Annotated in this window: 26 protein-coding genes and 1 other RNA gene; 20 read left to right on the top strand and 7 right to left on the bottom strand. The window is 46.2% G+C overall.

From position 1 onward, the window contains the following. Positions 1–45 precede the first annotated feature (45 nt). Positions 46–1,317 (bottom strand): O-acetylhomoserine aminocarboxypropyltransferase/cysteine synthase family protein, encoded by a 1,272-nt coding sequence (locus RWM02_RS04285; RefSeq protein ID WP_314069402.1) that lies wholly within the window; start codon positions 1,315–1,317, stop codon positions 46–48. Positions 1,318–1,396: 79 nt separating this feature from the next. Between RWM02_RS04285 and RWM02_RS04280 the strand changes: the two genes are divergently transcribed. From RWM02_RS04280 to RWM02_RS04200, 17 genes are all read left to right on the top strand, one after another. After that, positions 1,397–1,729, top strand: coding sequence for a hypothetical protein (locus RWM02_RS04280; RefSeq protein ID WP_314069400.1), 333 nt, complete (start codon positions 1,397–1,399; stop codon positions 1,727–1,729). After that, positions 1,726–2,349 carry an HAD family hydrolase gene (locus RWM02_RS04275; protein ID WP_314069398.1) on the top strand — a complete coding sequence of 208 codons (624 nt, stop codon included), beginning with the start codon at positions 1,726–1,728 and terminating at the stop codon, positions 2,347–2,349. The genes RWM02_RS04280 and RWM02_RS04275 overlap by 4 nt, the downstream gene beginning before the upstream one ends. Before the next feature lie 90 nt (positions 2,350–2,439). Beyond that, a complete protein-coding gene (locus RWM02_RS04270; RefSeq protein WP_314069396.1) occupies positions 2,440–2,697 on the top strand; it encodes a DUF2018 family protein in 258 nt (85 codons plus the stop codon). Then, entirely contained in the window at positions 2,690–3,145 is a 456-nt protein-coding gene (locus RWM02_RS04265) for a hypothetical protein (RefSeq protein ID WP_314069395.1), read from the top strand. The genes RWM02_RS04270 and RWM02_RS04265 overlap by 8 nt, the downstream gene beginning before the upstream one ends. A 23-nt stretch (positions 3,146–3,168) precedes the next feature. Further along, entirely contained in the window at positions 3,169–4,062 is an 894-nt protein-coding gene (locus RWM02_RS04260; RefSeq protein ID WP_314069393.1) for a polyprenyl synthetase family protein, read from the top strand. Beyond that, the gene (gene hemA, locus RWM02_RS04255) at positions 4,062–5,354 is read left to right on the top strand and encodes a glutamyl-tRNA reductase (protein ID WP_314069391.1); all 1,293 of its coding nucleotides are present in this window, start codon (positions 4,062–4,064) and stop codon (positions 5,352–5,354) included. Before RWM02_RS04260 ends, hemA begins: the two co-directional genes overlap by 1 nt. Then, positions 5,351–7,063 carry a proline--tRNA ligase gene (locus RWM02_RS04250; RefSeq protein ID WP_314069460.1) on the top strand — a complete coding sequence of 571 codons (1,713 nt, stop codon included), beginning with the start codon at positions 5,351–5,353 and terminating at the stop codon, positions 7,061–7,063. Before hemA ends, RWM02_RS04250 begins: the two co-directional genes overlap by 4 nt. Then, entirely contained in the window at positions 7,060–7,497 is a 438-nt protein-coding gene (locus RWM02_RS04245; protein ID WP_314069389.1) for an FxsA family protein, read from the top strand. Before RWM02_RS04250 ends, RWM02_RS04245 begins: the two co-directional genes overlap by 4 nt. After that, positions 7,485–8,414 carry a hydroxymethylbilane synthase gene (gene hemC / locus RWM02_RS04240; protein WP_314069387.1) on the top strand — a complete coding sequence of 310 codons (930 nt, stop codon included), beginning with the start codon at positions 7,485–7,487 and terminating at the stop codon, positions 8,412–8,414. Before RWM02_RS04245 ends, hemC begins: the two co-directional genes overlap by 13 nt. 4 nt (positions 8,415–8,418) lie before the next feature. Then, positions 8,419–8,784, top strand: coding sequence for an Imm10 family immunity protein (locus tag RWM02_RS04235; protein ID WP_122862815.1), 366 nt, complete (start codon positions 8,419–8,421; stop codon positions 8,782–8,784). 348 nt (positions 8,785–9,132) lie between these two features. Further along, positions 9,133–10,941, top strand: a complete 1,809-nt coding sequence (locus RWM02_RS04230) for a menaquinone biosynthesis decarboxylase (protein WP_314069386.1) — start codon at positions 9,133–9,135, stop codon at positions 10,939–10,941. 103 nt (positions 10,942–11,044) lie between these two features. After that, the gene (locus tag RWM02_RS04225) at positions 11,045–11,878 is read left to right on the top strand and encodes a thiamine-phosphate kinase (RefSeq protein WP_314069384.1); all 834 of its coding nucleotides are present in this window, start codon (positions 11,045–11,047) and stop codon (positions 11,876–11,878) included. Beyond that, complete coding sequence (truD, locus tag RWM02_RS04220; protein WP_314069383.1) at positions 11,856–12,980, top strand: tRNA pseudouridine(13) synthase TruD; 1,125 nt, start codon at positions 11,856–11,858, stop codon at positions 12,978–12,980. The genes RWM02_RS04225 and truD overlap by 23 nt, the downstream gene beginning before the upstream one ends. A gap of 485 nt (positions 12,981–13,465) precedes the next feature. After that, positions 13,466–14,104: a nucleoside recognition domain-containing protein gene (locus tag RWM02_RS04215; protein ID WP_002950689.1), complete on the top strand. Its 639-nt coding sequence runs from the start codon at positions 13,466–13,468 to the stop codon at positions 14,102–14,104. Next, the gene (locus RWM02_RS04210; protein WP_298085443.1) at positions 14,101–14,565 is read left to right on the top strand and encodes a YjiG family protein; all 465 of its coding nucleotides are present in this window, start codon (positions 14,101–14,103) and stop codon (positions 14,563–14,565) included. The genes RWM02_RS04215 and RWM02_RS04210 overlap by 4 nt, the downstream gene beginning before the upstream one ends. Positions 14,566–14,575: 10 nt before the next feature. Next, entirely contained in the window at positions 14,576–15,694 is a 1,119-nt protein-coding gene (locus RWM02_RS04205; protein ID WP_314069381.1) for a M20/M25/M40 family metallo-hydrolase, read from the top strand. A 234-nt stretch (positions 15,695–15,928) separates the two neighbouring features. Further along, the gene (locus RWM02_RS04200; RefSeq protein ID WP_314069379.1) at positions 15,929–16,138 is read left to right on the top strand and encodes an alkylphosphonate utilization protein; all 210 of its coding nucleotides are present in this window, start codon (positions 15,929–15,931) and stop codon (positions 16,136–16,138) included. A gap of 211 nt (positions 16,139–16,349) precedes the next feature. Here the strand turns inward: RWM02_RS04200 and RWM02_RS04195 are convergent, their stop codons facing one another. Then, complete coding sequence (locus tag RWM02_RS04195; RefSeq protein WP_314069377.1) at positions 16,350–19,790, bottom strand: autotransporter outer membrane beta-barrel domain-containing protein; 3,441 nt, start codon at positions 19,788–19,790, stop codon at positions 16,350–16,352. A gap of 335 nt (positions 19,791–20,125) precedes the next feature. Between RWM02_RS04195 and rnpB the strand changes: the two genes are divergently transcribed. Continuing rightward, an RNA gene (rnpB, locus tag RWM02_RS04190) (RNase P RNA component class A) lies at positions 20,126–20,451 on the top strand. Positions 20,452–21,001: 550 nt separating this feature from the next. Here the strand turns inward: rnpB and RWM02_RS04185 are convergent. From RWM02_RS04185 to RWM02_RS04165, 5 genes are all read right to left on the bottom strand, one after another. Next, entirely contained in the window at positions 21,002–21,418 is a 417-nt protein-coding gene (locus tag RWM02_RS04185) for a hypothetical protein (RefSeq protein ID WP_314069375.1), read from the bottom strand. A 71-nt stretch (positions 21,419–21,489) separates the two neighbouring features. Then, positions 21,490–21,708, bottom strand: coding sequence for a hypothetical protein (locus tag RWM02_RS04180; RefSeq protein ID WP_314069374.1), 219 nt, complete (start codon positions 21,706–21,708; stop codon positions 21,490–21,492). Then, complete coding sequence (gene fliS / locus RWM02_RS04175) at positions 21,695–22,087, bottom strand: flagellar export chaperone FliS (protein ID WP_314069372.1); 393 nt, start codon at positions 22,085–22,087, stop codon at positions 21,695–21,697. Before fliS ends, RWM02_RS04180 begins: the two co-directional genes overlap by 14 nt. Positions 22,088–22,098: 11 nt before the next feature. Then, entirely contained in the window at positions 22,099–23,832 is a 1,734-nt protein-coding gene (gene fliD / locus RWM02_RS04170; protein ID WP_314069371.1) for a flagellar filament capping protein FliD, read from the bottom strand. Between the two features lie 2 nt (positions 23,833–23,834). Continuing rightward, positions 23,835–24,206, bottom strand: a complete 372-nt coding sequence (locus RWM02_RS04165) for a FlaG family protein (protein ID WP_122862829.1) — start codon at positions 24,204–24,206, stop codon at positions 23,835–23,837. A 147-nt stretch (positions 24,207–24,353) separates the two neighbouring features. Here RWM02_RS04165 and RWM02_RS04160 point away from each other — a divergent pair, with 147 nt between their 5' ends. Beyond that, a complete protein-coding gene (locus RWM02_RS04160) occupies positions 24,354–24,740 on the top strand; it encodes a hypothetical protein (protein WP_314069368.1) in 387 nt (128 codons plus the stop codon). After that, positions 24,737–25,303 carry an RsmD family RNA methyltransferase gene (locus RWM02_RS04155; RefSeq protein WP_314069366.1) on the top strand — a complete coding sequence of 189 codons (567 nt, stop codon included), beginning with the start codon at positions 24,737–24,739 and terminating at the stop codon, positions 25,301–25,303. The genes RWM02_RS04160 and RWM02_RS04155 overlap by 4 nt, the downstream gene beginning before the upstream one ends. Positions 25,304–25,351: the final 48 nt, after the last annotated feature.

Genomic DNA, 25,351 nt, shown 5'->3' with positions numbered 1-25,351 from the left:
TAGCTTAAATTTAGCCGAATTTATCTTTACAAATTTGGCTTTATTTTACTCCAAAGCCTGCGCGAGATCGGCGATGAGGTCGTCCGCGTTTTCTAGGCCGACGCTTATTCTGATTAGTTCTTTTGTTATGCCCGCCTTCGTTAGCTCTTCGCTCGAGAGCTGCTGATGCGTAGTGGATGCTGGGTGCGTGATGAGCGACTTGGAGTCGCCGATATTTACGACGATTTTAAAGAGCTTTACCTTGCCCAGCATCTTTACGGCGCGTTCAAAGCTATCGGTTTCAAAGCACATTAGCCCGCTAGCCATGCCGTCTTTAAAGTATTTTTGCGCTTTTTTGTGCTCGGGATCGCTTTTTAGCGCAGGGTAGGTCACGCGTTTTACGTGTTTATGCGAGTTTAAAAACTCGGCTATCTTGCGCGCATTTTGCGAGTGTCTCTCGATACGAACGCTTAATGTCTCAAGCCCCTGGATGAGCTGCCAAGAGTTAAAAGGCGAGATCGTAGCGCCTATGTCGCGCACTAAAGCCACTCTCATGCGCAGCGTATAGATATCAAATTTATCCGCCATTTGCGCGTAAACTAGCCCGTGATAGCTCTCATCAGGCTCGTTAAAGTGCGCGTATCTGGCGTTGCCAACTAGCTTAGCGTTTAAATTTTTGCTAGCGACGACCGCGCCAGATAGGCTTAGCCCTTGGCCGCAGATATATTTGCTAGCGCTATGCACGACGACGTCTACGCCGTGAGTTAGCGGCTGGAAAATGATCGGCGTAGGCACGGTGTTATCGGCGATCGTTACGACGCCGTGCTTGTCTGCGATCTCGACGATTTTTTTAAAATTCGGGATTGCGATTTGCGGGTTTGATAGCGTCTCGAAAAATATCGCGCGAGTTTTGTCGTCTATCAAATTTTCAAGATCGTCCGCGCTGTCGCTGTCAAACACCCGCGCCTCGATGCCAAAACGCTTAAGCGTGTGCATAAAAAGGACCATCGTGCCGCCGTAAATTTTCTTTGCCACGACGATGTTGTCGCCGACTGCGGCTAAATTTGCGACCGAGTAGAAAATCGCCGCCTGACCGCTGGCCGTCACGATAGAGGCCGAGCCCTCCTCGAGCGCGGCTATACGGCTCTCTAGCACGTCCGTCGTCGGGTTGCCTAGCCTCGTGTAGATGTGGCCAGGGGCTTCTAGCTGAAATCTCGCCGCGGCCATCTCAGCGCTGCCGAAATCATAAGCCGTAGTCTGATAAATCGGTACCGCCATGGCGCCCGGGCCAGCCTTGGTGTCGTAGCCGTAGTGCGTGGCGATCGTCTCTTTTTGCATCTTTTCTCCTTGTAAAATTTGCGCGCATTATAACCGCTAAAAGTTTAAATTGGTATAATTGGGCTTTTGAAAGGAAAAAATGGCTGAACAAAACGACAAATTTAAGCGTGTAAAATACCTGCGCGGCCTGGAAAAATTCGCAAAAGCGGCGATTAGCGCGCTAAAAAGAGAGGATTTTAACGAGGACGAATTTCGCGCTAGGGTGGGCAAAAACGCCGAAATTTTACGCAAGATCGAGCCGGTTTTTTTAGATAACGCCTACTCGAAATCTCTTGAAAATTTCGTAAATTTAGTCGTAAAGGGCGGTGAGAGAGCCGAGCTAATAGCCTGCGCCAACGCGCTAGAAAAGCTAAAAAATCAAAAAACGTATAAAAAAGAAAAACATAGAAAAAAATATAAGGACGAAGAGTGAAATGCGTGATATTTGACATGGACGGCACGCTCATAGATAGCGCAAAAGCGATCTGCGAGACGGTAAACGAGGTGCGGCGGGAGCTGGGGCTTGAGGGCGATCTGGAGGCGGAGTTTATCGTGAAGGCCATAAACGAGCTGGGGCGAAATTTGGGGCTTGACTTTTACGGTATCGATAAGCCCGATATGAAGCTAAGGGATAACTTTGAAGCTAAATTTAAGAAAAACTACCGCGAATACGCCGCGGCATACGAGGGCGTCCGGGAGCTACTAGCCGGACTAAAAGAGGCCGGGCATTTCGTCGCTCTAGCTAGCAATGCGCCGCGATATACTTTGGATGAAATTTTACAAAGAAGCGGGATATTTAAATTTTTCGATCTCATCGTCGGAGCGGACGAAAACGTACCTCAAAAACCAGATCCGGCGATGTTAAATTTGATACTAAAATCAGGCGAATTCGATAAAGCGATATTTGTCGGAGATAGTAAAAAGGACGAGCTTGCCGCACGTAATGCGGATATAAAATATCTAAACGTTTGTTGGGGTTTTGGTAGCCAAAGTCCGAGCTGCGACAATGTCTTTACTGTGGCTGAAACAGCCCTATATATCGAGAAGTTATAAAAATTTAGCGTATTATAGTACGTATGATTTTAGGTAATATTTTACAAAAAATAATATGTATTTTAAGATTTGCGAAAGGTTTTAAAATTTATGGAATATGATATATTTTCTCAAAGTCCGAGAGAAAAATTCTTTGAAATTTTATTTAACGCGAACAAAAATTTAGTCGAAAACGAACTTGAAAAAACCTTTGAAAAATTTATCGCGATGAGCGAATTTTGCGAAAAAAACGGATTTGACGAAACGGCGCAAAATTCGTTTATTTCTAAAAATCAGACCCTTGTAAATGAGCGGCTAAACGACATTTATATCGGGCTTAGTGGGGATATTTTAAGTCAAAATGAGTAAAATAGCCGTTATATTTTCATTGTTTTTATCGCTGGTTTTTGGCGCGGTAAATTTCGAGGAAGAGCACCTTTTTGAGCTCAAAAAAGACGAGTGGGCGCGGGTTTTCGTAACCAAAAAGGGCACTGACGAGCGCGAGAGTTTTGATTTTCGTTGGACGCTTTTTGATAACACGAATATCATCGTGCATTCGCGCTACCGAAACTATCCTCGCCAGCTTGTCATGTCGCTAAGACGCGGCCTTGAGACCTATAAGCAGACTTTGATACCTGATCTCAAGTTTCCGCCTAGCGACCGCGTCGCGCTTTATCTCGTTTTTGAGAATTTTAAGCAAGGCGTCGCGAAATTTCGCGTGCTGATAAACGACGACGAACAGCGCGTAGACGTGGAGTTTTTGGACCCGCCAAGAAAGCAGAGCGGTGCTCAAAATAGCGCGCAAAACGCCAGATAAAAGCAAAATTTAAGTGAGCATAAATGGAAAAAATTGATCTGATAATGAAAAATTTTATCGCAGAGCTTGGCTATGAGCCTGCAAATGCGATGTTTGCTCGGATAAATTCGGGCAAAAAGCTGCGCTCTAAGCTGCTTTTAAAAATAGCGGGCGAAAGCGAGCAGAGTCTCAAAATTTGCGCGATTATCGAGCTTATTCACCTAGCTAGCTTACTTCACGACGACGTGATAGACGATGCCGACACTAGGCGCGGAAGCCCGAGTATAAATGCGAGCTTCGGCACCAAAAACGCCGTGATGCTAGGCGATATCCTCTACTCGAAGGGCTTTTACGAGCTGTCGAAATTCCCGCACGAGATCGCTGGCGAGATATCGGGCGCGGTTAGTAAGCTAAGCGTGGGCGAGATGATGGACGTGGATCTCTCGGCTAAATTTAACGAAGACAAATCCACGTACGAAACGATGATATACTACAAAACCGCCGTTTTGATCGAGGCCGCCGCCGCGGTTGGAGCGATGTTGGCTGGGCTTGAGCCGCGTAATTTTAAAATTTACGGTAAAAATTTAGGCCTAGCTTTTCAGATAATCGACGACATCCTAGACGTCACGCAAGACGCCGCGACGCTTGGAAAGCCGAATTTTAGCGACTTTAAAGAGGGTAAGACGACGCTACCTTACATTTATCTTTACGAAAGCTTAAACGAATCAGACAAAGAGAAGCTAAAAAGCTTGTTTAAAAAAGATCTTAGCGAGGCCGAGCGAGTCTGGGTGAGGGCGAAGATGAACGAAACGGACGCGATAAAAAAAAGCATAGAAGCGGCGAAAAATTTAGGCGAGCAGGCGATAAAATCGGTAGAAAAATTTAACGTAGACGGCCTAGAAAGTATCGTAAAATCAATGATAGATAGGGAATTTTAATGCATTACGCAAGCGTGAGCTTTACGCACAAAAATACCGATATCTCCGTGCGCGAAAAGCTCTCTTTTTCTAACATCGAGCGCAAAAATGAAATTTTACGCCTCATTAGCTCCAGCCAAAACATCAACGAGTGCATGGTACTAAGCACCTGCAACCGCGTCGAGATCATCGCTAGCGTAAAGACGGTCGAAGGCGCTAGCAAGCACATCATCGCCTGCATGTCGCTCATCTGCGGCATCCCTTTTGAGGAGCTGCAAAGCAGAGCCGACATCTACGAGGATAACGGCGCCGTACACCATCTCTTTGCCGTAGCTAGCTCGCTAGATAGTCTAGTCATCGGCGAAACGCAGATCGCGGGCCAGCTAAAAGAGGCGTATAAATTTGCCCGCGCTAACGGTAAATGCGGTGCAAAGCTAGGCAGGGCGATGGAGTTTGCCTTTAAGTGTGCGGCGGAGGTGCGAAACAAAACCGAAATCTCCAAAAATCCGATCTCAGTCTCAAGCGTCGCGGTGGCTAAAGCAAAGGAAATTTTCGGCACGTTAAACGGTATGGTCGCAGTGATAGTGGGCGCGGGCGAGATGGCGGAGCTAGCCGCAAAACACCTAATCGCAAGCGGCGCGCGAACGATAATCATCAGCCGAAACAAAGAGCGCGCTAAAAATTTGGCCCTGACGCTGGGGGATAATAACGAGTACGACTCGCTTTCAAACGTAGCGCAGTACATAAATAAATATCAAATAATATTTTCCGCGACCGCCGCACCGCATCCGGTTTTGATCGACGCAATGGTCGAGTCTAAGGAGTTTAAGCGTTACTTTTTTGATATAGCCGTACCGCGCGATATCGCGATCACGGAGAGCGAAAATATCAAAATTTACGCCGTGGACGACCTGCAAGAGATCGTAAATAAAAACCTCGCCCTACGCGAAGAGCAAGCGCAGATCGCATACGGCATCGTCGGGCGAAATACGGCGGCGTTTTTCCAAATGCTGCGCGAACTAGCCGTCACGCCGCTAATCAAAGGCATAAGAGAGCAGGCTAAAGAGTGCGCCCAAAGAGAACTTGTAAAAGCCCTAAAAAAGGGTTATCTAAAACATAGCGACAAAGAGGAGGCGTATCGCCTCATACATCAGGTTTTTAAGGCGTTTTTGCACGCACCGACGATAAATTTAAAAAACCTCGCCGGAGCTGCGGGAAGCGAAGCGCAGCTAAGAGCCGTCGGGGAGATCTTTAACGTCGCGGAGCAAACGCCGCAAGAAGAAAATAACGAATTTGAATGGGAGAACGAATGAAATTTAGCAAACTTTACGCGCCGACGGCAAAAGAAGCGCCAAAAGACGCGAGTCTGGCAAGTCATAAATTTTTGCTCCGAGCAGGCTATGCCGAGCAGGTAGGCAGCGGGCTTTACAACTTTTTGCCGCTTGGAAAACGAGTGCTTGAAAATATAAAAAATATCGTCAAAGAGGAGCTTGATGAGGCGGGCGCGCAGGAGATCTCGATGAGCTTCGTCACGTCTGCGGATCTTTGGCGCGAGAGCGGGCGCTTTGACGTCTACGGCAAGGAGCTTTTGCGCTTTAAGGACCGCAAAGAAAACGACTTCGTTTTAAGCCCGACAAACGAAGAGAGCGTGGTCGCGCTCGTGAGGGGTAAAGTAACGTCCTATAAGCAACTGCCGCTAAATTTATATCAGATAAATACCAAATTTAGAGATGAGGCAAGGCCGAGATTCGGGCTACTTAGAGGGCGCGAGTTTTTGATGAAGGACGGATATAGCTTCCATGCAAACGCCGAGGATCTGGACCGCGAATTTGACCTAATGGAAAAAACTTATAGCAAAATTTTTACTCGCCTCGGGTTAAATTTCCGTGCGGTTAGAGCCGATAGCGGCGCGATAGGCGGCAGCGGAAGTAAAGAGTTTATGGTGTTAGCTAATAGCGGCGAGGACGATATCATCGTCTGCGAAAACTGCGACTACGCCGCAAACATAGAGGCTGCAACCCGCGCAAAACGAACGACGCAGGCCGAAAGGCCCGAGGCCGATGCGGCTAAATTTTTAACGCCTAATGCCAAAACCATCAAAGACGTGGCGGAGTTTTTTAGAGTCGATGAGTTTTACTGCATAAAAGCGGTGATAAAAAAGGCGATTTTTATCGACGCCAAAGGCGAAAAGAGCGAGAAAATCGTAGTATTTTTCGTGCGCGGCGAGGACGAACTACAAGAGGTTAAAGCCCAAAACGCGTGCAGCGCGCTCGAGTTAGCGGACGCAACCGAAGCCGAGATCTCGGCGGCCGGGTTAGTCGGCGGATTTTGCGGGCCGGTCGGGCTAAAAGGCGTGGAGTTTTATATCGATAAAGAGCTTGAAGGCGAGTCGCAGATGATCTGCGGCGCAAACGATCGGGATTATCACTTCGTAGGCGTTAGCGTTAGCAGCTTTAACGCGGAGCGCTTCAAGGACCTAACCGCCGTAAAAGCGGGCGATAAATGCCCTTGCTGCGGCGGAAATTTAAGCGTTAGCAAAGGTATCGAGGTCGGACATATATTTAAGCTAGGCACCAAGTACTCGGAGCCGATGGGTGCTACGTTTTTGGACGAAAACGGCAAGGCAAAACCGTTCATCATGGGCTGCTACGGTATCGGCGTTAGCCGCCTAGTAGCCGTAGCTGTCGAGGCTAGCCACGACGAAAGAGGCATAATCTGGAACGAAACCCTAACTCCGTTTAAATTTGAAATCATCATCTCAAATTTAAAAGACGAAGAGGGCGTCAAATTTGCGCAGGGGCTTTACGAGGACTTACGCGAGGCGGGCTTTTCGGTGCTGCTTGACGATAGAAACGAGCGCTTTGGCGTTAAAATGAGCGAATTTGAGCTGATGGGATTTCCTCATGCCGTGATCGTGGGCAAAGGGCTGGCAGAGGGTGCGGTCGAGCTCGTTACGCGTGACGGACTAGCCAAAGAAACCGTCAAAGCGAGCGAAATTTTAGCGCGCCTAAAGAGCCTATGATAAAGCATTTTTTTACGCCCTACGTCGTTTTGGAGATCGTGGCGGCGTATTTTTTTATCCACGCGTACGGATTTTTAAACTTGGTCCTAGAGGTCATCGCATCGGCTATTTTGGGGCTATTTTTTATGTTTCGCGTCGGATTTTTTCAGCTCACGAGCAATATCGCTTTTTTTAAGCCCGCGGACGTCTTTAGTAGCGTAGGTATGGCGATCGGGGGCTTTTTTATGTTTATCCCGGGGCTTATCACCGACGTTTTGGGTGCGGCGATCGTAGCGGTCGCATTTTTTGCAAATTTAAAAAGCGGCGGCGAACGCAAGAGTGAGGGTGAATATTATTACGAAAAATTTGAAAGCGGACGCGACAAACCGCGCGATGACGGCGAGATCATCGACGTCGAGGTCGTAGAAGAAAAGAGGCAAATATGGAAAAACTAAAAATCGCAACGAGAAAAAGCGTGCTGGCTATGTGGCAAAGCGAGCATATCAGGGATAAAATTTTATCGCGCTACCCGAAGCTTGCGGTCGAGCTAACCGGCATGAAAACCAAAGGCGACGTGATACTTGACACGCCGCTAGCTAAGATCGGCGGCAAGGGACTTTTTACAAAGGAGCTAGAAGATAGCATGCTAAGCGGTGAAACGCACATCGCAGTACATAGTCTAAAAGACGTGCCCGTCGTGTTTCCGGAGGGGCTGGTGCTAGCCGCGATCTGCTCGCGCGAGGACGTGAGAGACGCGATGCTGAGCGAAAAATACGCTAAATTTGAGGATCTGCCCCGGGGCGCGCGCGTGGGTACTACGAGTCTGCGCCGCAAAATGCAGCTTTTAGCGATGCGTCCCGATCTTGAGATAATCTCGCTGCGAGGCAACGTCCAAACTCGCCTGCGTAAGCTAAAAGAGGGCGAATTTGACGCGATCATCCTAGCGATGGCGGGCGTAAACCGCTTAAATTTACGCTCCGAAGTCGCGCATATAGTGCCGTTTGAGCTAGATCAGATGATACCTGCGATGGGGCAGGGCGCGCTTGGTATCGAGGCTAGAGAGGACGCTGAAATTTTAAATTTGATAGAGTTTTTAAAAGACGAAAAAGCCGTCATAGAAACGACCGTGGAGCGCGATTTCGTCGCGATGCTAGAGGGCGGTTGCCAGGTGCCTATCGGCGTAAATGCGAATTTAAACGGCGATAAGATCGAGATACGCGCCGTCGTGGGACTGCCCGACGGTAGCGAGAGCATACGCGAAAGCATCGTCGCGCAAAAAAGCGAATGGAAAAGCGTGGGCGCCGAGCTTGGACGTATATTTATCGGCAAGGGCGCAAAAGAGCTGCTAAAGCGCGCCGAGGAGATGACATAGAAGCGTGTTTGAGCTAAATTTTAAAGCAAAAGCCGTAACCGCTACTAAAAATAGCAAAGACAACTACTATATGATCGGTCTTGCAGACGATAAATACGATTACAAAAACTACATAATCTTTCAAAGACCGATCAAACTCAAAAAAGATGACGATGAAAATGCCGATATAAACGGCCTATACGCGGAGTGTAACGGAGACGTTTGCTATAACGCTTGCAAATGCGTAACTATCGCTGATAAAACCATAGTTTTTGAAGTGAAGGATAGCGTCATCAGCGCCAATATAGAAGGCGTGCGGCTAAATGAACGCTTTATGAAATACTGCAAAGAGATATTTGGCGAGCTGCTAAAGCTTAACGTGCCGGAGTAGGTTTTAAATTTAATAAATTTGCCGCTATTTTCGGAGCTACGACACCGTCTGGCGCATTAACTTAGCAAAACAAAACTGCAATGAAACGCTTTAAAAAGGTATAAGTATCACAGTATGCACGAGTACGACTTTTGGCGGCGTTGCGGCGACTGGGCGAAAATTTAGCGCTTGCGTGATGAAATTTGTAGTGCTAAACGGCGAGACAGTATCGCAAACTACGCGGCAGCCGAGACGGCGATTGACGCTTTGTCGGTTATCGGCGCACGCGATAAATAACGACTCCCCGCTTTGCTTCGCCTTTTTCAGCTATTTTTGGCTAAAATCGCCCAAAAATCAAAAAGGCGACATATGGACTACATCAAGCTTCTAAAAGATAACGGCCTACTGCGCGTCATCGACGAGCTCGCGGATATCGACCTAGAAATCGCGCACGCAAGCTACATCGAGGTTAAGCGCGAAAACTCGCAGGCGCTGCTTTTTACAAATCCTATCTGCAAAAAAACCGGGCGCAAATTTGCTCCCGTGCTAGCCAATATCTACGGCTCAAAGCGCGCTTTAGAGCTTATTTTCGGACGAGAGCCTAATGAAATCGCGGGCGAGATCGAGCGACTTTTAAAACCAAAAAAGCCTAAAAGCTTTGGCGAAAAGCTAAATTTTGCCGCATATTTGTTTGAGATGAGAAAAATTTTTACCAAACGCCTAAAAACTCGCGGCGAGTGCCAAGAGATCGCGTATTTCGGCGATGCGGCGGATTTAAATTCGCTTCCCGCGCTAAAAACATGGCCGCTTGACGGCGGCGCCTTTATCACGATGGGGCAGGTCTATACGCAAAGCCTAGACGGCGAACTGCAAAACGTCGGCATGTACCGATTGCAAATTTATGGTAAAAATCGCCTCGGCATGCACTGGCAGATCCACAAAGACGGCGCGAATTTCTTTAACGAATACAAGCGCGCGGGCCGCAAGATGCCCGTATCCGTGGCTATAGGCGGAGACCCGCTTTATATCTGGTGCGGTCAGGCGCCGCTGCCAAAGGGCGTGTTTGAGCTGCTGCTTTACGGCTTCATCCGCAAAGAGCCGGCCAAACTCGTAAAGTCGCTAACGAATGAAATTTACGTCCCGCACGACGCGGACTACGTGATCGAGGGTTTCGTGGATACGGATAAATTTGAGCTTGAAGGGCCGTTTGGCGATCACACGGGCTTTTATACGCCGGTGGAGCCATTTCCCGTTATGGAGATTACGGCGATTACTAGCAAACGTGAGCCTGTATTTCACGCGACCGTAGTCGGCAAGCCGCCGCTTGAGGATAAGTATATGGGCTGGGCGACAGAGCGCATTTTCTTGCCGCTTTTGCGCACGACGGTGCCCGAGCTTCTAGACTACAACATGCCTGAAAACGGCGTCTTTCACAACCTGATCTTGGCTAAGATAAATGCCCTTTATCCGGCGCACGCCAAGCAGGCGATGCACGCGTTTTGGGGCGTGGGGCAGATGAGCTTCGTAAAGCACGCGGTTTTCGTCGGCGAGGATGCGCCTGATTTGAACGATTATGACGCGCTTACGGAGCATGTTTTAAACCGTTTTGGCAAAAATGCTCTGCTAATCAGCGAAGGCGTGTGCGATCAGCTCGATCATGCGAGCCCAAACTCGTGCTTCGGCGGTAAGCTAGGAATCGACGCTACGCAGGATTTTTCAGCACCCGCGCCCGTGCTTTTGAGCGACGCCGCGCTGCTGGCTAAATTTAAAGAAGTGGAGTCAAATTTAACGCAGCTCGTGCAGTTTAAAACAAATACCAAAACTCCGATTTGCGTCGTCAAATTTGACAAAAACCGCCTCGTAAAAGAGGTTTTTGATGAGCTTTTGAAATTTAAAGAGCACTTTAAACTGCTCGTTTTCGTCGGTCCCGAAAACCGTCTGGAAAATCCGTATATGCTGCTTTGGCGCGTGACGAACAACATCGACGCCTTGCGCGATATCTACGTGCGTGAGGGTGCGGTCTGTATCGACGCCACCGCAAAAGACGAGGCCGAGGGCTATACGCGCGGCTGGCCGCTGCAAACCGACTGCGACCGCGACGTCGTGGCAAATTTAATCAAGCGCGGCATAGTAAAAGACAAACCCGAGCTATTTAGTAAATTTGAGATTTTCGGATAAATTTTTAAACTCGGCAAATTTAAAAGCGGCTAAATTTGCCGAGCCTCTTAAATAAATTCGTTTTTCAAGCGCCTTTTTAGCCCGAATTTTATAAAATCGCAAAATGGATAAAGAACGCCTAATAATCGATAAATTTAGCAACTCCTTCATCGGCGACGACGGTGCTGTAGTGGCACATGAGCGCGGCCGATGGGTGTATAGCAAGGATCTTTTTTGCGAGGGGACGCACTTCCTGATAGGCTGGCTTAGTATGGAGGAGATCGCGCGCAAGGCAATGCTGGTAAATCTCTCCGACGCCGTCGCGATGAACGCCGAGCCTAAATTTGCGCTTTTAGGACTTGGGCTACCCAAAAATACGAGCGCGGCGCAGATCTCGGCGCTACGCAAAGGATTTGCCGAGGTTTGCGACGAGTACGGCGTGACTATCATCGGCGGCGACACGATCGGCAGCGATAAAATTTTGCTTAGCGTTACCGTTATCTCGCGGCTTTGCGGTAAGGCGGTTTTGCGAAGCGGAGCGAAAAAGGGCGATCTGGTTGCTTTTACGGGCGAGCTTGGAGGCAGTCTAAAAGGGCTTAGGACGCTTTTAAACGGCGGACGGGTCGCGTCAAATTCGCGCTTTAAAAGACCTGTTTTAAAAGATAAATTTTTCTACGCCGCAGCGGATAAGATAAACGCCGCCATGGACGTTTCAGACGGGCTTGGAGCCGATCTAGCCAAGCTTTGCGCGCAGAGTCGGTGCGGGGCGAAATTTAGCAAACGACTAAGCAAACGCGAGCTAAATAGCGGCGAGGAATACGAGATTTTATTTACTTTTAGTCCGAAAAACCGCGCCAAAATTTTAAGCATAGCACGCAAAACCCGCACGAAAATCACGATTTTTGCTAAAATCACGAAAGGAAAATTTAAAAGCAATGCAAGAAACCACCATTTTTAAGCCTCTCTACGCGCTCACTCACGCGCCCATTAACGCGTATTTTAGTAAAAATTCGGACGATTTTGTCGTGCGCGAGATTCCGCTTTACGCATTTAGCGGGCAGGGCGAGCACCTGATAATCGAAATTTGCAAAAAAGATATGACGACGCAGGAGGCCTTGCATGCGCTAAGCGAAATAAGCGGCGTAAAGATGCGGGATTTTGGCTACGCGGGGCTAAAAGACAAGCAGGGTATGACTACGCAGTTTATCTCGATGCCGCGTAAATTTGAGGCTATGCTAGCAAATTTTAGCCACGAAAAGATGAAAATTTTAAGCCTCGCCGCGCATGATAACAAGCTTCGCATCGGGCACCTAAAAGGCAACAGCTTTTTTATCCGCCTAAAAAAAGTGATACCAAGCGAAGCGGCAAAGCTGGAACAAGCCGTGCGAAACATTGACGAGGCGGGATATGCTAACTACTTTGGCTATCAGCGTTTCGGCAAATACGGCGACAACGCGCAAAGTGGACTGGAACTACTAAAATCAGGCACCGTAAACGGCAAAAAGAGCAAAAATCCAAAGCTAAACGACTTTTTGATATCGGCATATCAAAGCGATCTTTTTAACCGTTGGCTTAGCAAACGCGTGGAGATTTCAAGGTTCGCGCAGGATTTTAGCCTCGCTGAGCTAGCTCAAATTTACCCGTATCTGGGCGGCGAAAATTTGAAAAATTTAAAATCGCAAAAGAGATTTTTTAAGCTAATTGAGGGCGAAGTCTTGGGCCACTACCCGCACGGCAAGTGCTTTTTGTGCGAGGATTTGGACGCGGAGAGCGCGCGCTTTGACGTTAGAGATATCACTAGCTGCGGGCTAATCGCGGGCGCGAAGGCGTATGAGGCGCAGGGAGCGGCGAGAATGGTAGAGGATCAAATTTTCGCGCAGGTAAATGAATATAAAGCTAAAATGACGGGTTCTAGGCGTTTTGCATGGTGTTATTTGGAGGATGCGAGCTACAAATACAACGAGGAGAAAGCGCACTTTACGATAAATTTCACGCTACAAAAAGGAAGCTACGCGACGGTGGTGCTGGAGGAAATCTTGCATAAAAATATATTTGAGTAGGGCGGCGGCTCGTCTTGCGAGCGCTTTTAAATGCTTTTTGCTTCGTTGTACTCGCAACTGCAAGCAGAATGTAAATTTCGTCCTGCGACAAACTATATGTCTAATCTTGGGGTGAAATTTACTTCACTTCGCCTTGATTTTTTAGTTCGAATTTGAAGTCAAATTTCATAAATTTCGACTTTAAATTTTAGCAACTGCAAGCAGAGTCTTAAATTTGACTATATGAGCCGCTTGTCTTGTTTTTGTCAAATTTTAACTCTATCGCTGTTTTGGATAGATTACTTCATCTCTCTCGGCTATATTATTAAAGTTGCAAACTTACGGTTATTTTTATTAAATTTGATTGTTTTGAAATCAAAGTATCTAAAAGTAACATTAACTAAAAGAACTAAATATTATTCATTATCTTAATCTGCTTTTTACTCATTCCTAAGGTTCGCGACTGTATATTACCTATGTATTTACTTTATTTTTAAGGAGGCTTTATGCAAGAGGCAAACGACGGCAAAAAGCTAGCGATCGGCACCGTTGCCTTGATCCTAGCTATCGTCTTTTTCGGTGGTTTCTTAAAGGACGTCGCGGGCGGAATTTTTGATTTCGGTAAGTTAACCGGACAGTTTCCGGAGTGGTTTAAGACCGCAGGAGGCACTAGCGCAAAGGGCGGTTTTATATTTGCGCTCAGTTTGGTTCCGGCGATCATGCTAGCTCTTGGCTTTGTCGCGATATTTGAGAGATATTACGCGCTTTATGCGGCTTCACGCTGGCTAACTCCCGTGCTAAAGCCTCTCATCGGAATCCCAGGCTGCTGCTCGATCTCGCTCATAGCTAGTACGCAAAGCACAGACGCAGGCAGCTCTACGGCTAAATTTTTACGCCAAGACGGTAAGATCACGCACAAAGAGCTTTTGATATTTGCCGCGTTTCAGTTTAGTGCGGGCGCGATGATCACAAATTTTCTAGCGTCTTTTGCTCCGCTACTTTTGGTTGCGGACAAAAACGGAGCCCTAGCGCCTATATCTATCGCGGCTGGCTTGGGAATCATTTTGGTGTTTAAGGTATTTGGAGCAAATTTGATGAGACTTTACGTTAAAAAATTCGTAAAAGACGGGGAGACTGAAGTATGAGCGAGCAAGCTAATAATAAATTATTAACCGACGTTTTCGTAGAAGGAGCTAGAAAGGGCTGGGATATCGCCGTTCACAACACTATCCCAAACGTCCTTATGGCTTTTGTTATCATCCACATCCTAAAGGTCTCTGGCGCGCTTGACATCATAGGCAAGTATCTTGGATTTGTTATGCTACCTCTTGGGCTTCCTGGTGAGTCGATAGCGGTTATCATGGCGGCGTTTCTTAGCTGGGGCGGATCTGCGGGCGTACTAGTGGCGCTAGTTCAGGGCGGTACTCTAACGGCTCCAGATATCGCAGTACTGATCCCTGGTATGGCGCTAGTAGGCTCTACGGTGCAGTATATGGGACGCGTACTAGGCGTACTGGGAATTCCTGGCAAACACTACTTGGTGCTATTTGGCATATGTATCCTAAACGCCTATCTAGCAATGTTTGTGATGAGCATCATTGTATAAAGGATAGTCCATGAAACAAGAGGAGCTAAAACAATATCTAGCTGAGCTAAAGGAGCTAACCGATATCGAGAGTCCGACGTCTAGCGTGGATGGCGTAAACAGCGTCGCAAAGTGGTTTATGAATAAGGCAGAAACGCTCGGCCTAAAGCACGAAAAGGTCGTGCTTGGCACCGATAAGGTCGCTGACTGCCTGCTCATCTCAAACAACCCGAACGCGGCGAAATTTGACGTGCTTTTCGTTGCGCACATGGATACGGTTTTCCCCGTGGGTTCGGTGCAAAATACCCCGTTTACCCAGAGTGGGGGCAGGGTAAATGCGCTAGGCGTCATCGATGACAAGGGCGGCGCACTGCTGTCGCTCTACGTCATCAAGGAGCTTGATCTGAGTAAAGTCAACGTCGCTTTGTTTCTAAACTCGCACGAGGAGACGGGGTCAAATTTCGCCAAAGAAAAGATCCGCGAATACGCAAGAAAGTCTAAATTTTGCCTCGTGATGGAGCCTGCTCGCGAGGACGGCTCGATGGTGGCGACTAGAAAAGGCGTGATGACCTATGTGATAGATTTTCACGGCGTGGGCGCGCACGCGGGCAACCACCCCGAGTTGGGTCGTTCAGCGGTAGTCGAGGCGGCAAATTTCGTAGTCGAGCTATCAAAGCTGACTGATTTTGCGGCGGGACATACCTTTAACTCTATCATCACAAACGGCGGCACCGCGCACAACGTAGTGCCCGAATTTGCCAGCGTGACCTGCGAGATGAGGTATAAATTTGCCTCCTCGGTCGAGTTTTTTAACAAAAAGCTGGACGAGATACTAAGCAAAGGTATCGTAAACGGCGTAACGCATAAAAAGATACTAATCAACGAAGAAGCGCCGATGATAGACGAGCAAAATTTACCGAGGATCAAGGCGATCTTCGACGAGGTCGCCAAAGAAACTGGCGCTAAGGTGAGCTGGGTGGACGCCGGCGGTCTAAGCGACGGCAATATCACGGCCTCGGCGGGCTGCCCGACGATCGACGGACTGGGGCCTACGGGCGGAAATATGCACACTAAAAACGAATACATGGAAGTTGACTCCGTCGTACCGAAGTGCAATCTTGTACTAGACGTCATCAAAAAGCTTGTTTAAATTTAACGGCAAAAGGGTCAAATTTGGCTCTTTTGCCTTAAATTTTAAAATTTGAAAGCCTTGAAACTTTGTTTAAATTTTAGAGGCGATTTTTTTACGCAGACTTATCACATTATTGTCCAAATAAAATCAAATTATCAACTTTATTTAACGATACGAAGTAAATTGAGCGGCTTGGACTTTATTTTTTGCTCATTTTTTAGTAAAATGGGCGCTAAATTTAAAGGAGAAAATATGCCAAAAGACGCAAACGGAACCGAACTAAACGCGGGAGATAACGTAACTCTGATCAAAGATCTAAAAGTAAAAGGCGCGGGCGCTACGCTAAAGCGCGAAACCATGGTAAAAAACATCAAGCTCACGGACGACGACAAAGAAATCGAAGGCAAGATCGATAAAATGGGCGTTATAGTGCTAAAGACGGAGTTTTTAAAGAAGGCTTAATCTCGTCTATGAAAAACGCAAATTTGACGCGAGATCGTTAAATTTGCGTGCATTTTTAGCTACGACCTTGTCTTGCTAGTAGAATAGACAAAGCTTTTTTATCTTGTTTTTCAGAGAATAACAAGACTAAGTCGTAGCCAAAAAAATTGTGATTTTTGCCATTGGCAAATTATTCTTTAAGTGCTTTGCTTTATATGGTAGCTTTAGCTCGTTAGAACATCAGCTCAAACCCTGCATTGATAGATCCACCTCTGCTTTTGCCGACATGGCCTTTGCCTCCTAGGCTAAAGATAAGATTTTTGCTCTCATACTTATAGCCTGTTTCAAATATCCCAGTCGAGCCTTTTAAGCTAGGCTTAGGAGCGTCAAGCCCCATAGTAGATGCTTTAGCATCTCCTTTAAACTCATACTCGTATGCGCCGCCTACGTATAGATTGTGTTCATCTTTTAGATTTATAGTATCCCTTAGGCCTGCTCTTACTCTACTAGAAGTAATATTATCAAAACGATATCTCTCGCCTGAGCTTATAGTAGCATCGGCGCTGGCTGTATGGGCATATAGCCATTTAGCGTAGATATCTAGCTTATTGTTTTGGTTTAGATCAAAAATTTGACCTACTCCTATATGAGTAGCCATATAGGTTGAGCTGATGTCAAATTTCTCTTCATGCCCTAAGACCCCAGGAGCTACAGCATAGGTCCATTCATTGCTATTGTAGTCGCTACTTATCTTACCTGCGCGAAAGCTTGCATCTATATAGGTATCGCTGCTAAATACCTGCTTTAGCATCAAGCCTCCGCCTATATATTCGCTTATACCGTCTGCATGTAGACCGTTATCTAGGTAACTATCGTATTTTGATCTTCCATATTCTACGAATACTCCGCTTAGTATCTCTCCTGCGGAATTAGGAGTTAAGCTAGCAAGGCCTGCCGCAACGCCGTAGCCTTTGGAATTTACGTGCGAGCCCGTCTCATGTCTTAAAGAGTAAGCTTCGCTTATAGCAAAAGGAAATAGCTCTAAATGACCGTCAGGTATTAGCTTATCTAGGTAGTTAGTGATTAACTCGCTTCCGCTCTTTAAGCTAGCTAAGCTTGCGGCTCTGGTTTCTGCGAAGGATTTGGTATCCTCTTTTACCCTTCTTTTGCCGCTAAATCTAAGATCTAAAGCTCTTCCGTTTGCATCTACCATATTGTAGGTCTCATACTCTATGGTAGCTCCTTGCTGAACCCTGGTTTGTAGATGCGAAGGATCAGGAAGAAGTAATCGTCCGCTTCCTTGCTTATCGATTAGGTGGATAGTGCTGGTATCTCCTACATCTGTATTGCCGCTAATGTAAGCGGCGATCTTACCTCTCATATTGCTTAGATCGGTATTAGCCGTAGGATCTGTTATCGTAATCATAGAATCGCCGTCTTTAATGGTAGGAGGCATAAAGATATTGATATCGTCAAACCCTCCGATATTCTTAGCGGTTATAGAGTTAGGAGCTGCCGGATTGGTAGTATTTTTACCTACGTTTAGAGTGCTTCCCGCTCCGCCGGTGATATCTCCGATATTATTGCCGCCGGTTAAATTTACGGTAGAGTTGTTGCCGCCGTTGATATTTAAGCCGTTGAAATTTGTAGGACTGTTTGGATCTTCGTTAACTACGTTTATTACTGGATTCGGGATAGGATTATATCTATTGATCTCATCGTTTCCAAACTCGCCGCCGGTGATATTTCTAGACGTAAGCTTGCTTCCTTGAATCAAGATAGATTGATCATCACTACTCTTAATTAAGCCTTTTAGCATTATATCGTAGGTGGTAGAGCTTTTAAGCGTAAACTCCCTTGTTGTTTGCTTAGCCTTTTCGGTGAAGCCTGTAAAGGTATTGCCCGCATTGCGGATAAGGTGATACTCCTTACCCTCCTCGATATTTAAAGAGCCGTAGCTATCGTTACTCGGATCGTAGTCTATTCCGTTTAGTCGGAACTTAGCGTTATTGATATCGGTATTGCCGGTAGCGGTTAAATTTAAAGCTGCGGCATCTGCGCTACCGTTAGCGTTTGAAATTCCATCGAAGTTTAATACGTTTAGATTTGCTATATCGCCCGCGGTTTTTTGAGTAGAGGCGTTATATACGTTTAGGCTATTGTTGGTGCCGCTTGTATTAGATAGACCGTATATCGTTCCTCCTACGCTTCCGCTATGGAAATTTACGCTGTTACCGCTACCGTTAGCGGCATGCGCTGCATATACGTCGCCGGCTACTTGAGCGCCTTTTAAATTTACGGTATTGTTAGTCGCGCTACCTGTTTCTGATCTTCCGCCTATGATATCGCGACCCACGGTAGCACCTTGTTTGACTTCTACTTTGTTTTCTTCGACGTTTCCGCTAACGCTGCTTCCGCCGATAGCGTCATGTCCTACTTCACCGCCATCTAACAACACATAGCTTTTTGAAATTTTACCGCTTTTGGTAAGTCCGCCATAAGCACTGTCGCCTACCTTGCCGCCTGTCATTTTGACGTAGCTTCCGGTTATATCTCCATTAACGTTACGAAAGCCGTAGGCATTGCCCTTTATGTCGCCGCCGCTTATTTCGGCGTAATCATTCTCGCTCGTAGCGACGTGAGTAAGAGTTGGGTATGAGCCGGCATAACCGCCTTGTACATCGCCCATAACTGTTCCGCCGCTAATTTTAGAGTAATTATTTTTGGAGACGGCGGCCATGTATGAGCCCGTAGTAGATTCGACTTGTCCGTTTTGTAAAATTACGTAGTTTCCTATTGCTGTAGATTTGCCTCCGACACCGATATCTTTTTTTGTAGTGTTGGCGCCGGTTATATTTCTAAGTTTGGCACCGGCGTTATTTATGACGACATGGTTTTCCTCTAGGGTGCTTTCATGTTCTGGGGATACGGATACAGCGCCATCCATTTCTTGACCATCGTTTAAGACTACGGCGCCTGTGATATTAACGCTATTGCCTTTTGCTTCTCTCCCTCGGTTTATGGTAGCGCCTTCTATTCTGCCTCTATATATCGTAGCTGCGCCGGTGATATTTACGGTGTTGTTGTTTGCGGAAGCGCCATACCCGGCTCGACCTCCCGACACCATCGCTTCATCAAAGTAGGTTATACCCTCGTCATCTCCGATTATCTGGCTATCGCCTTCGATATTTACGGTGTTGCCGACAGCGTCTCCCGCATGCGCCGACTGTCCCGCCCAGGTGCCGTTTCCGCCTAGGACGGCTCGTTTAACGGTTGCATCTGTTATGCTTACGGTGTTGTCTGTAGCGCCTTTACCTTCGCCGCCTATTATAGTAGTAACGGTAGCGCCGTTTTGAACGACGATCTTGTTTCGGTTGGCAGAAGTCGTAGGCGTAACGGCAGGATCACCTACGCCGCCGCCGTATATAGTGTATGAAGACATATCTGTTCCGCTAGGATCACCGGTAATAGTTACTATATGATCGCTTGAGCCGCCAGATACTAGGCCCTCGTAACCGCCCGAGTAATAAGTGCCGCTTGAGTGATGCAAGCCGTTGCTGCCGCCGCCTGTTACTGTTGCCGTTGCGTTTTCGGCTAAAACTTGCGAAGGAATAAGTGCTAAACATGCCGCTAAACTTAAACTAGAAATAATTGGTATCTTAATATCTTTCATAATCCATAATCTTTTGTAAAAAATAAAAAACTATTCATTATACACTAAGAATATAAATTTACAAAAAAATTAGAAATTTTATGTATCACTAAAAGGTAACATATAGAAATTGATGTCAAGATTATTACTTGTTTTGCCGTTATTTAGCAAAGATTCAATTTGAAGCTTTAACGGATAAAAATATAGGGCTTTGTCCGCATTCCATTCCTTAAAATTATACCATTAATAGATCCGGCCGACGGATTGTGATTTTGTATCCATAGTTATAAATACTTCAACTCAATAGCGCGTGCTAAAAAGCTATCCTTAAACCCGAAAAAGCTATAATCGCGCCCAAGGTATGGCAAGTGATTGCTTTTGCGTAGGCAAAAGAGGAAAGTCCGAGCTGCAATAAGACGGAGTTCCATCTAACGGATGGCTGGGGCGACCCAAGGGACAGTGTAACAGAAAGCAGACTGCCGCTTCGGCGGTAAAGGTGAAACGGCGGGGTAAGAGCCCACCAGCGCGGCGTGCAAGCGCGGCGGCTATATAAACCCAACTCGCAGCAAGAAGGGATGGTTTTGAGTCTTATGTTAAACCCTTCGCTAGAGCCAAATTGTAAAATTTGGAGTAGATAAATAATCACTCACGACAGAACTCGGCTTATCGCCATGCCTTTTTTACTTCTTTTTCTACTTTCGGTTTTTTGATTTCGGCGACCAAGTGCGTAAAGCTTGCAAATAATTTAAAATCCGCCCGTAAATTTACGGCTTTGGCAGATATTTTCGCGAGATTTGGCGACGCGCGATAAATTAAACGGCGTAAATTTAGCTTCGGCTAGTTTTTAAATTTGCGCGTAAATTTTTATCGGCTCAAGGCATAAATTTAACAGACTAAAATTACGGAAAACGGCGCGGAGATTTTTGTATTTGACGCCGTAAAATTTGGCCAAGTTTCCAAAATCGAAACGCTTGGTAAATTTAAATTTTATCGGCGAGTTTTTTAAAACGCGAAGTGCCGCGCTAAATTTAACGCTCGATGTTTTGCATTTTGACGGTTTTTAGAATTTAGGATTTTTATCCGGGCCGCAAAAGCCGTACAGGCAAAAGGTAGAAATATAGGCGTTAGGCGAGAGTTTTGGGTAAACGTCAAATTTGCTCGGATCTAGCAGCATCAAAATTTGCAAGATTTATTTAAATTTGACCGCATTAAACGGCCGCGCATTTGCGGTTTTAAATATCCCAAATTTCTAAAATTTGCGGACACGTAGCGCTAACGGCTAGCTTAAATTTAGATTTTTGTTCGTCGTTTGGCTCGTTTATGGTTTCAAATTTTCCAAACATCTCGGCGATCTTAAGCCAGTCCGTCATATCCAGATCAAATTTAGCTAAATTTGACGCGCAAAGATATCCGGCGTCGTGATCATAAAAAGCGACCTTGCCGTCATCTAGACAAACAAGCCAAAGATCGCCTACGCCCGTATCTGCAAAGATATAAAACTCTCGCAGTATCTTACTCTCGCCTTCAAAGACGAATTTTGCTTCATCGTTAAATTCGGCCAGCTCGCGCTCCTTTAGCACTCGAAAGTCGCCCGCTATCTCCGCGCCGAATCTGCTTTTTAAAGCGTGCTTTACGTCGCTTTTCGTCATATTTTGCCTTTGCGGGATAAAATTTAGAGGAGAATTTGAGATAAAAGCGCCGTAAATGCGGTCAAATTTACTTACGACGCCATATATTTTTTTACGTTTTTTAGTTTTTCTAGCTCTTTACCGAGCTCGCTTTTGTTTTTTTGTATCAAATTTATCGCTGCGCCGAGGAGTTCCTGAGCTTGCAGGGCATCCTCTAGGCTATCAAATTTACTAGGCGTCTCGTCCGCTAGCGCCGCGATAGCCTCTGCGTCATCGTTAGCGACGGCGATTTTGAGCTCATCCAGCCACATCGGCTTGCCCCGCGTTTGTCGTCTCTTTCCACGCTTCAAGCAGCTGCTTGGTTACGCTCACGACCTCGTTTAGGCTCTGCTCGTCGTTGTTTATATTTGCCATCGACAGTAGCTGGATCTGCCTCGTATAAAGGCCGCTTAGATAGTGCGCGACGTTGCCTTGGTTGTAGTCTAGCGAGTTTAAAAGCTCGATAAAGATAGCGTTCGTGCGGTTTATGAAATATACTTTTTTCTCCACGTCGTTATCTTGCATCGCTTTTCTAGCTCTAAAAATAAATCTTAAAACGCCCTCGTAAAGCATCTCGATGAGCTTAGTAGGCGACTCGATGCCGCCTACCGCGTTTTGCGAATACGCCGCGTGTGCAGTATTGTATTGCATAAATTTACCTTTTATTTCTTATTATATTCGGCTTCGATCATCGATTTTAGCGACGAAAATTCGTTGTTTAGCTTGCTGATGATCTTGTCGTACGCCAAAAATCGCTCTTCCATCGTGGCGTATTTTGCATCCAGCGACTTTTGCGTTTTTTCTTTTTCAGAGTCTAGCGACTTTTTCTCGTCTACTAGGCTTTGGGCATACTTGGTTAAAGAGCCGTTTTTTGAGTTGATTAGCCCGTCTACCGCCTTTTTGGTTGATGAAAATATCCCGTTTACCGTCGTGTTTTTTGGCGTTACGGTTGATTCGCTAAAGCCAACTGCATTTAGCGCCGCGGTAGAGCCTTTTATATCTATGGCGGTGCCGTTTGTCGTTTTTAGCATGATGCCGTCTTCGTTTGCGGTTAGCGTCGCTTGTACGCCCGATATCCCGGCGTCGTTTATAGCTTTTAGCAGCGCCAGCGCGTTTTCTTTTGCTGAATTTGACGCGGGCGTAGCGGCTAAATTTATCTTTTTGCCGTTTATCACGAGATCGTCGCCGCCGATAGTAAGCGCTCCGCTATCTACCGGTTTTGAGCTAAGGACTTGAGCCGTGCCGTATGTAGTGCCGCCGGCAAATATCTTTTGGACGCTTTGCAAATCCTCATCTAGTTTTTTGCCGAGTTTTGAGCTATCTAGCTCTAGCAAACCTTCTTTGTTTAGGCTTAGACCGTAGTCGGCTAAATTTGCCGTCTTGGTCACGTTATCTTTCGTGTAGGTCTGATTGCCGAATAAAATTTTATTTAGCGTCGATTTTATGGTATTTATCTCGCTCACGCCTTGAAAAGTGCCTGATTTTTTCGTATCCGAATCATAATCGGTAGCGACTTTTAGGTTGTTTACGAGATTGTTATACGCCGTTACCATGCTTTGCATGCTCTCTTTTATCGCGCTCGTGTCCTCTTTGACGCTAAAAGTCGTTTTGCCCGTATCTTTTAGCTTTATCGTCATTCCTAAATTTAGATCTTTTACCTGGTTGCCGCTTCGCTTTATCGTGATACCGTTGTAGACAAACTCAGCGTCTTGCGCGGTCGAGATTTTATTATTTGCGATATTTGCGCTATCCCAGCCGAGTTTACCCAAAACGTCGTCCGCGCCGCTTAGGGCGTTGCCGTCGTCATCGACGTTTGTTAGCTCGACTTTGTTTTCCGCGCCCGTTTCTTTTGATTGCAATATAAGCTGATACGGGTCTTCTCCGCCGACCTTCATCGCTTTTGCCGAAACGGCGCCGTTTGTGACCTCGTTGATCTTATCGGCTAGCTCTTCTAGCGTGGTTGAGCTTTTGACCTCGATCTTATAGGTTTGCCCTCCGACTTTTACGCCAAAGGTTCCGTTTTTGCCGATAAACGAGCTTGAGGTGGCAAATTTGGTGCTTTGATAAACGTCTTTTTTAGCTAGTTGTTTAACGTCTATCTCGATATCTTGTATCGCGACGCCCGAGCTTACGCTTATATCTGCGCTTTTGCCGTCCGAGCTAGTCGTTCTTTTTTGATACGAGCTATCGTCTGCTAGAGTTGAAACCGAGGAGCGAAAAGTGCCTATCAGCGTTTTTAGAGCCGTTAGGTCCTTTTGCTTTGTCGCATTTGCCGTGATTTTAGTACTTACGGGTTTTATTTGAGCCGATTCATCGGCGGCTTTTAGCTTGTCTATAACCTCTTGCGTCAAAACCTGGCTACCAAAGCCAAGCGAAGAAACTTTACCTAGCGCCATTTTTAGCTCTCCTTGTCAAATAAAACTCCGACTGCCTCTCTAAAATATTCGCTTAGTTTCATGGCTTGTTCGGTCGGAATTTTGCGGATTACGTCACCGGTTTTCATCTCCATTACGTTTACGTACATGGCCTCTATCTTGTCGTTGTAGCCAAAGCGTATACTAGTGCCCAGATCTTCCATTTGTTTATTTAGTTTTTCGGTGGCTTCTTTTACTTTTTCGTTTAGCGTTTCGTTATTTTGCTCGGTTAAATTTTGGGTTGCGTCTTGTTGGATCTGCGTCCTTTCGACCTCTCTAGTTTGTGTAGAGCTTTGTGCGTGCGAGCTTGTAGCTACGTTTGCCATCGGTTGGCTCGCTACTTTGAAAATTTCCATATTTTCTCCTTTGAATATTTGCTAGCTTCTATATCGTCAAATTTGCAAATTCTTTTAGCCCCGTTTGGGAAATTTTTTGCTTAATTTAAATTTTCGCATAAATTTGTTAAAATCCAGCCTAAATCAAGGCGAGAAAAAGGAGAGCTTGTGAAAATTTCGTTTGAATGCGACTGTATTTTGCTCGAGGAGTCGCTAAGGCTATTTTTGAGGGATTTTATCTCGCCTAGAAAAGATTGCGATTTTATCGTGGCAGACAAAAAGATAGAGGCTAAAAAGCCAGTTTTCGTGATCGCCGAGCGCTCGCCTCATCTAAAAATCCCTTTTAGCAAAGAAGCCCTTATCTCCGCGCTTGAGGAGTTTTATTCGGCGATCCAGTTTTCAGAGCCCATCACGCCTTCTCGCACGACCTCGCCAGCATTTGTTATAAAAGAAGAAGCCGCTCCGCAAAACGGTTCAAATTTGGAGATTGAGGTTTCAAATTTGATAGATAAATTTAAAGAAGAGCTACTTGCGATTTTAAGGAAAGCTCGTTGAAAAATCTCTACGCGACTATCTCAAGCGGCAAATTTAAAGGTAAAAAGCTGCTTTTGCCCTCGCTTCAAACCACAAGAAGCACGAAAAGTATAGTAAAGGGCTCGTTTTTCGACTCGTTTCGCTACGAGCTAGCGGGCAAGATTTTTATCGAAGCTTTCGGCGGTAGCGCGCTGATGGCTGCAGAAGCGCTAAGTAACGGCGCGGTAAAGGCCTACGCGGTAGAAATCGATAAAAACGCCTACAAAATCGCGCTACAAAACGCTAAACTTATCGGCGACGAGCTAGAAATCATAAACGGCGATACTTTTGATACTACTCCCGCCATCGTCACTAGGCAAAATTTGCCCGTCATCTTGTATCTTGATCCGCCTTTTGATATCAGGGACGGTTTTGCTGACGTTTATGAAAAGTGCGTAAATTTGGCGAGAAATTTACCAAAAGATAAAATTTATCTGATCGCTTTTGAGCATGCCGGCCATCTAAATTTACCCGAAAACATCGGCGCATTTACGCTTTTAAAATCTAAAAAATTCGGAAGTACTTCGCTTAGCTACTATACTTAAAATTCTTGCGTCAAATTTGGAATACTAATTGCTTTTTCGTCCTTGAAA

The organism is Campylobacter showae, from assembly GCF_963515975.1.
Lineage (GTDB): Bacteria > Campylobacterota > Campylobacteria > Campylobacterales > Campylobacteraceae > Campylobacter_A > Campylobacter_A showae_F.
The sequence above is the reverse complement of the archived record's forward strand: the minus strand, read 5'-3'. Positions and strand labels throughout refer to the sequence as shown.

What these genes read in the sequence shown, in the direction of transcription:
- RWM02_RS04285 (WP_314069402.1), bottom strand. Translation starts at nt 1,317, where the DNA reads ATGCAAAAAGAGACGATCGCCACGCACTACGGCTACGACACCAAGGCT.
- RWM02_RS04280 (WP_314069400.1), top strand. Translation starts at nt 1,397, where the DNA reads ATGGCTGAACAAAACGACAAATTTAAGCGTGTAAAATACCTGCGCGGC.
- RWM02_RS04270 (WP_314069396.1), top strand. Translation starts at nt 2,440, where the DNA reads ATGGAATATGATATATTTTCTCAAAGTCCGAGAGAAAAATTCTTTGAA.
- RWM02_RS04265 (WP_314069395.1), top strand. Translation starts at nt 2,690, where the DNA reads ATGAGTAAAATAGCCGTTATATTTTCATTGTTTTTATCGCTGGTTTTT.
- RWM02_RS04260 (WP_314069393.1), top strand. Translation starts at nt 3,169, where the DNA reads ATGGAAAAAATTGATCTGATAATGAAAAATTTTATCGCAGAGCTTGGC.
- hemA (WP_314069391.1), top strand. Translation starts at nt 4,062, where the DNA reads ATGCATTACGCAAGCGTGAGCTTTACGCACAAAAATACCGATATCTCC.
- RWM02_RS04250 (WP_314069460.1), top strand. Translation starts at nt 5,351, where the DNA reads ATGAAATTTAGCAAACTTTACGCGCCGACGGCAAAAGAAGCGCCAAAA.
- RWM02_RS04245 (WP_314069389.1), top strand. Translation starts at nt 7,060, where the DNA reads ATGATAAAGCATTTTTTTACGCCCTACGTCGTTTTGGAGATCGTGGCG.
- hemC (WP_314069387.1), top strand. Translation starts at nt 7,485, where the DNA reads ATGGAAAAACTAAAAATCGCAACGAGAAAAAGCGTGCTGGCTATGTGG.
- RWM02_RS04230 (WP_314069386.1), top strand. Translation starts at nt 9,133, where the DNA reads ATGGACTACATCAAGCTTCTAAAAGATAACGGCCTACTGCGCGTCATC.
- RWM02_RS04225 (WP_314069384.1), top strand. Translation starts at nt 11,045, where the DNA reads ATGGATAAAGAACGCCTAATAATCGATAAATTTAGCAACTCCTTCATC.
- truD (WP_314069383.1), top strand. Translation starts at nt 11,856, where the DNA reads ATGCAAGAAACCACCATTTTTAAGCCTCTCTACGCGCTCACTCACGCG.
- RWM02_RS04215 (WP_002950689.1), top strand. Translation starts at nt 13,466, where the DNA reads ATGCAAGAGGCAAACGACGGCAAAAAGCTAGCGATCGGCACCGTTGCC.
- RWM02_RS04210 (WP_298085443.1), top strand. Translation starts at nt 14,101, where the DNA reads ATGAGCGAGCAAGCTAATAATAAATTATTAACCGACGTTTTCGTAGAA.
- RWM02_RS04205 (WP_314069381.1), top strand. Translation starts at nt 14,576, where the DNA reads ATGAAACAAGAGGAGCTAAAACAATATCTAGCTGAGCTAAAGGAGCTA.
- RWM02_RS04200 (WP_314069379.1), top strand. Translation starts at nt 15,929, where the DNA reads ATGCCAAAAGACGCAAACGGAACCGAACTAAACGCGGGAGATAACGTA.
- RWM02_RS04195 (WP_314069377.1), bottom strand. Translation starts at nt 19,790, where the DNA reads ATGAAAGATATTAAGATACCAATTATTTCTAGTTTAAGTTTAGCGGCA.
- RWM02_RS04185 (WP_314069375.1), bottom strand. Translation starts at nt 21,418, where the DNA reads ATGACGAAAAGCGACGTAAAGCACGCTTTAAAAAGCAGATTCGGCGCG.
- RWM02_RS04180 (WP_314069374.1), bottom strand. Translation starts at nt 21,708, where the DNA reads ATGTGGCTGGATGAGCTCAAAATCGCCGTCGCTAACGATGACGCAGAG.
- fliS (WP_314069372.1), bottom strand. Translation starts at nt 22,087, where the DNA reads ATGCAATACAATACTGCACACGCGGCGTATTCGCAAAACGCGGTAGGC.
- fliD (WP_314069371.1), bottom strand. Translation starts at nt 23,832, where the DNA reads ATGGCGCTAGGTAAAGTTTCTTCGCTTGGCTTTGGTAGCCAGGTTTTG.
- RWM02_RS04165 (WP_122862829.1), bottom strand. Translation starts at nt 24,206, where the DNA reads ATGGAAATTTTCAAAGTAGCGAGCCAACCGATGGCAAACGTAGCTACA.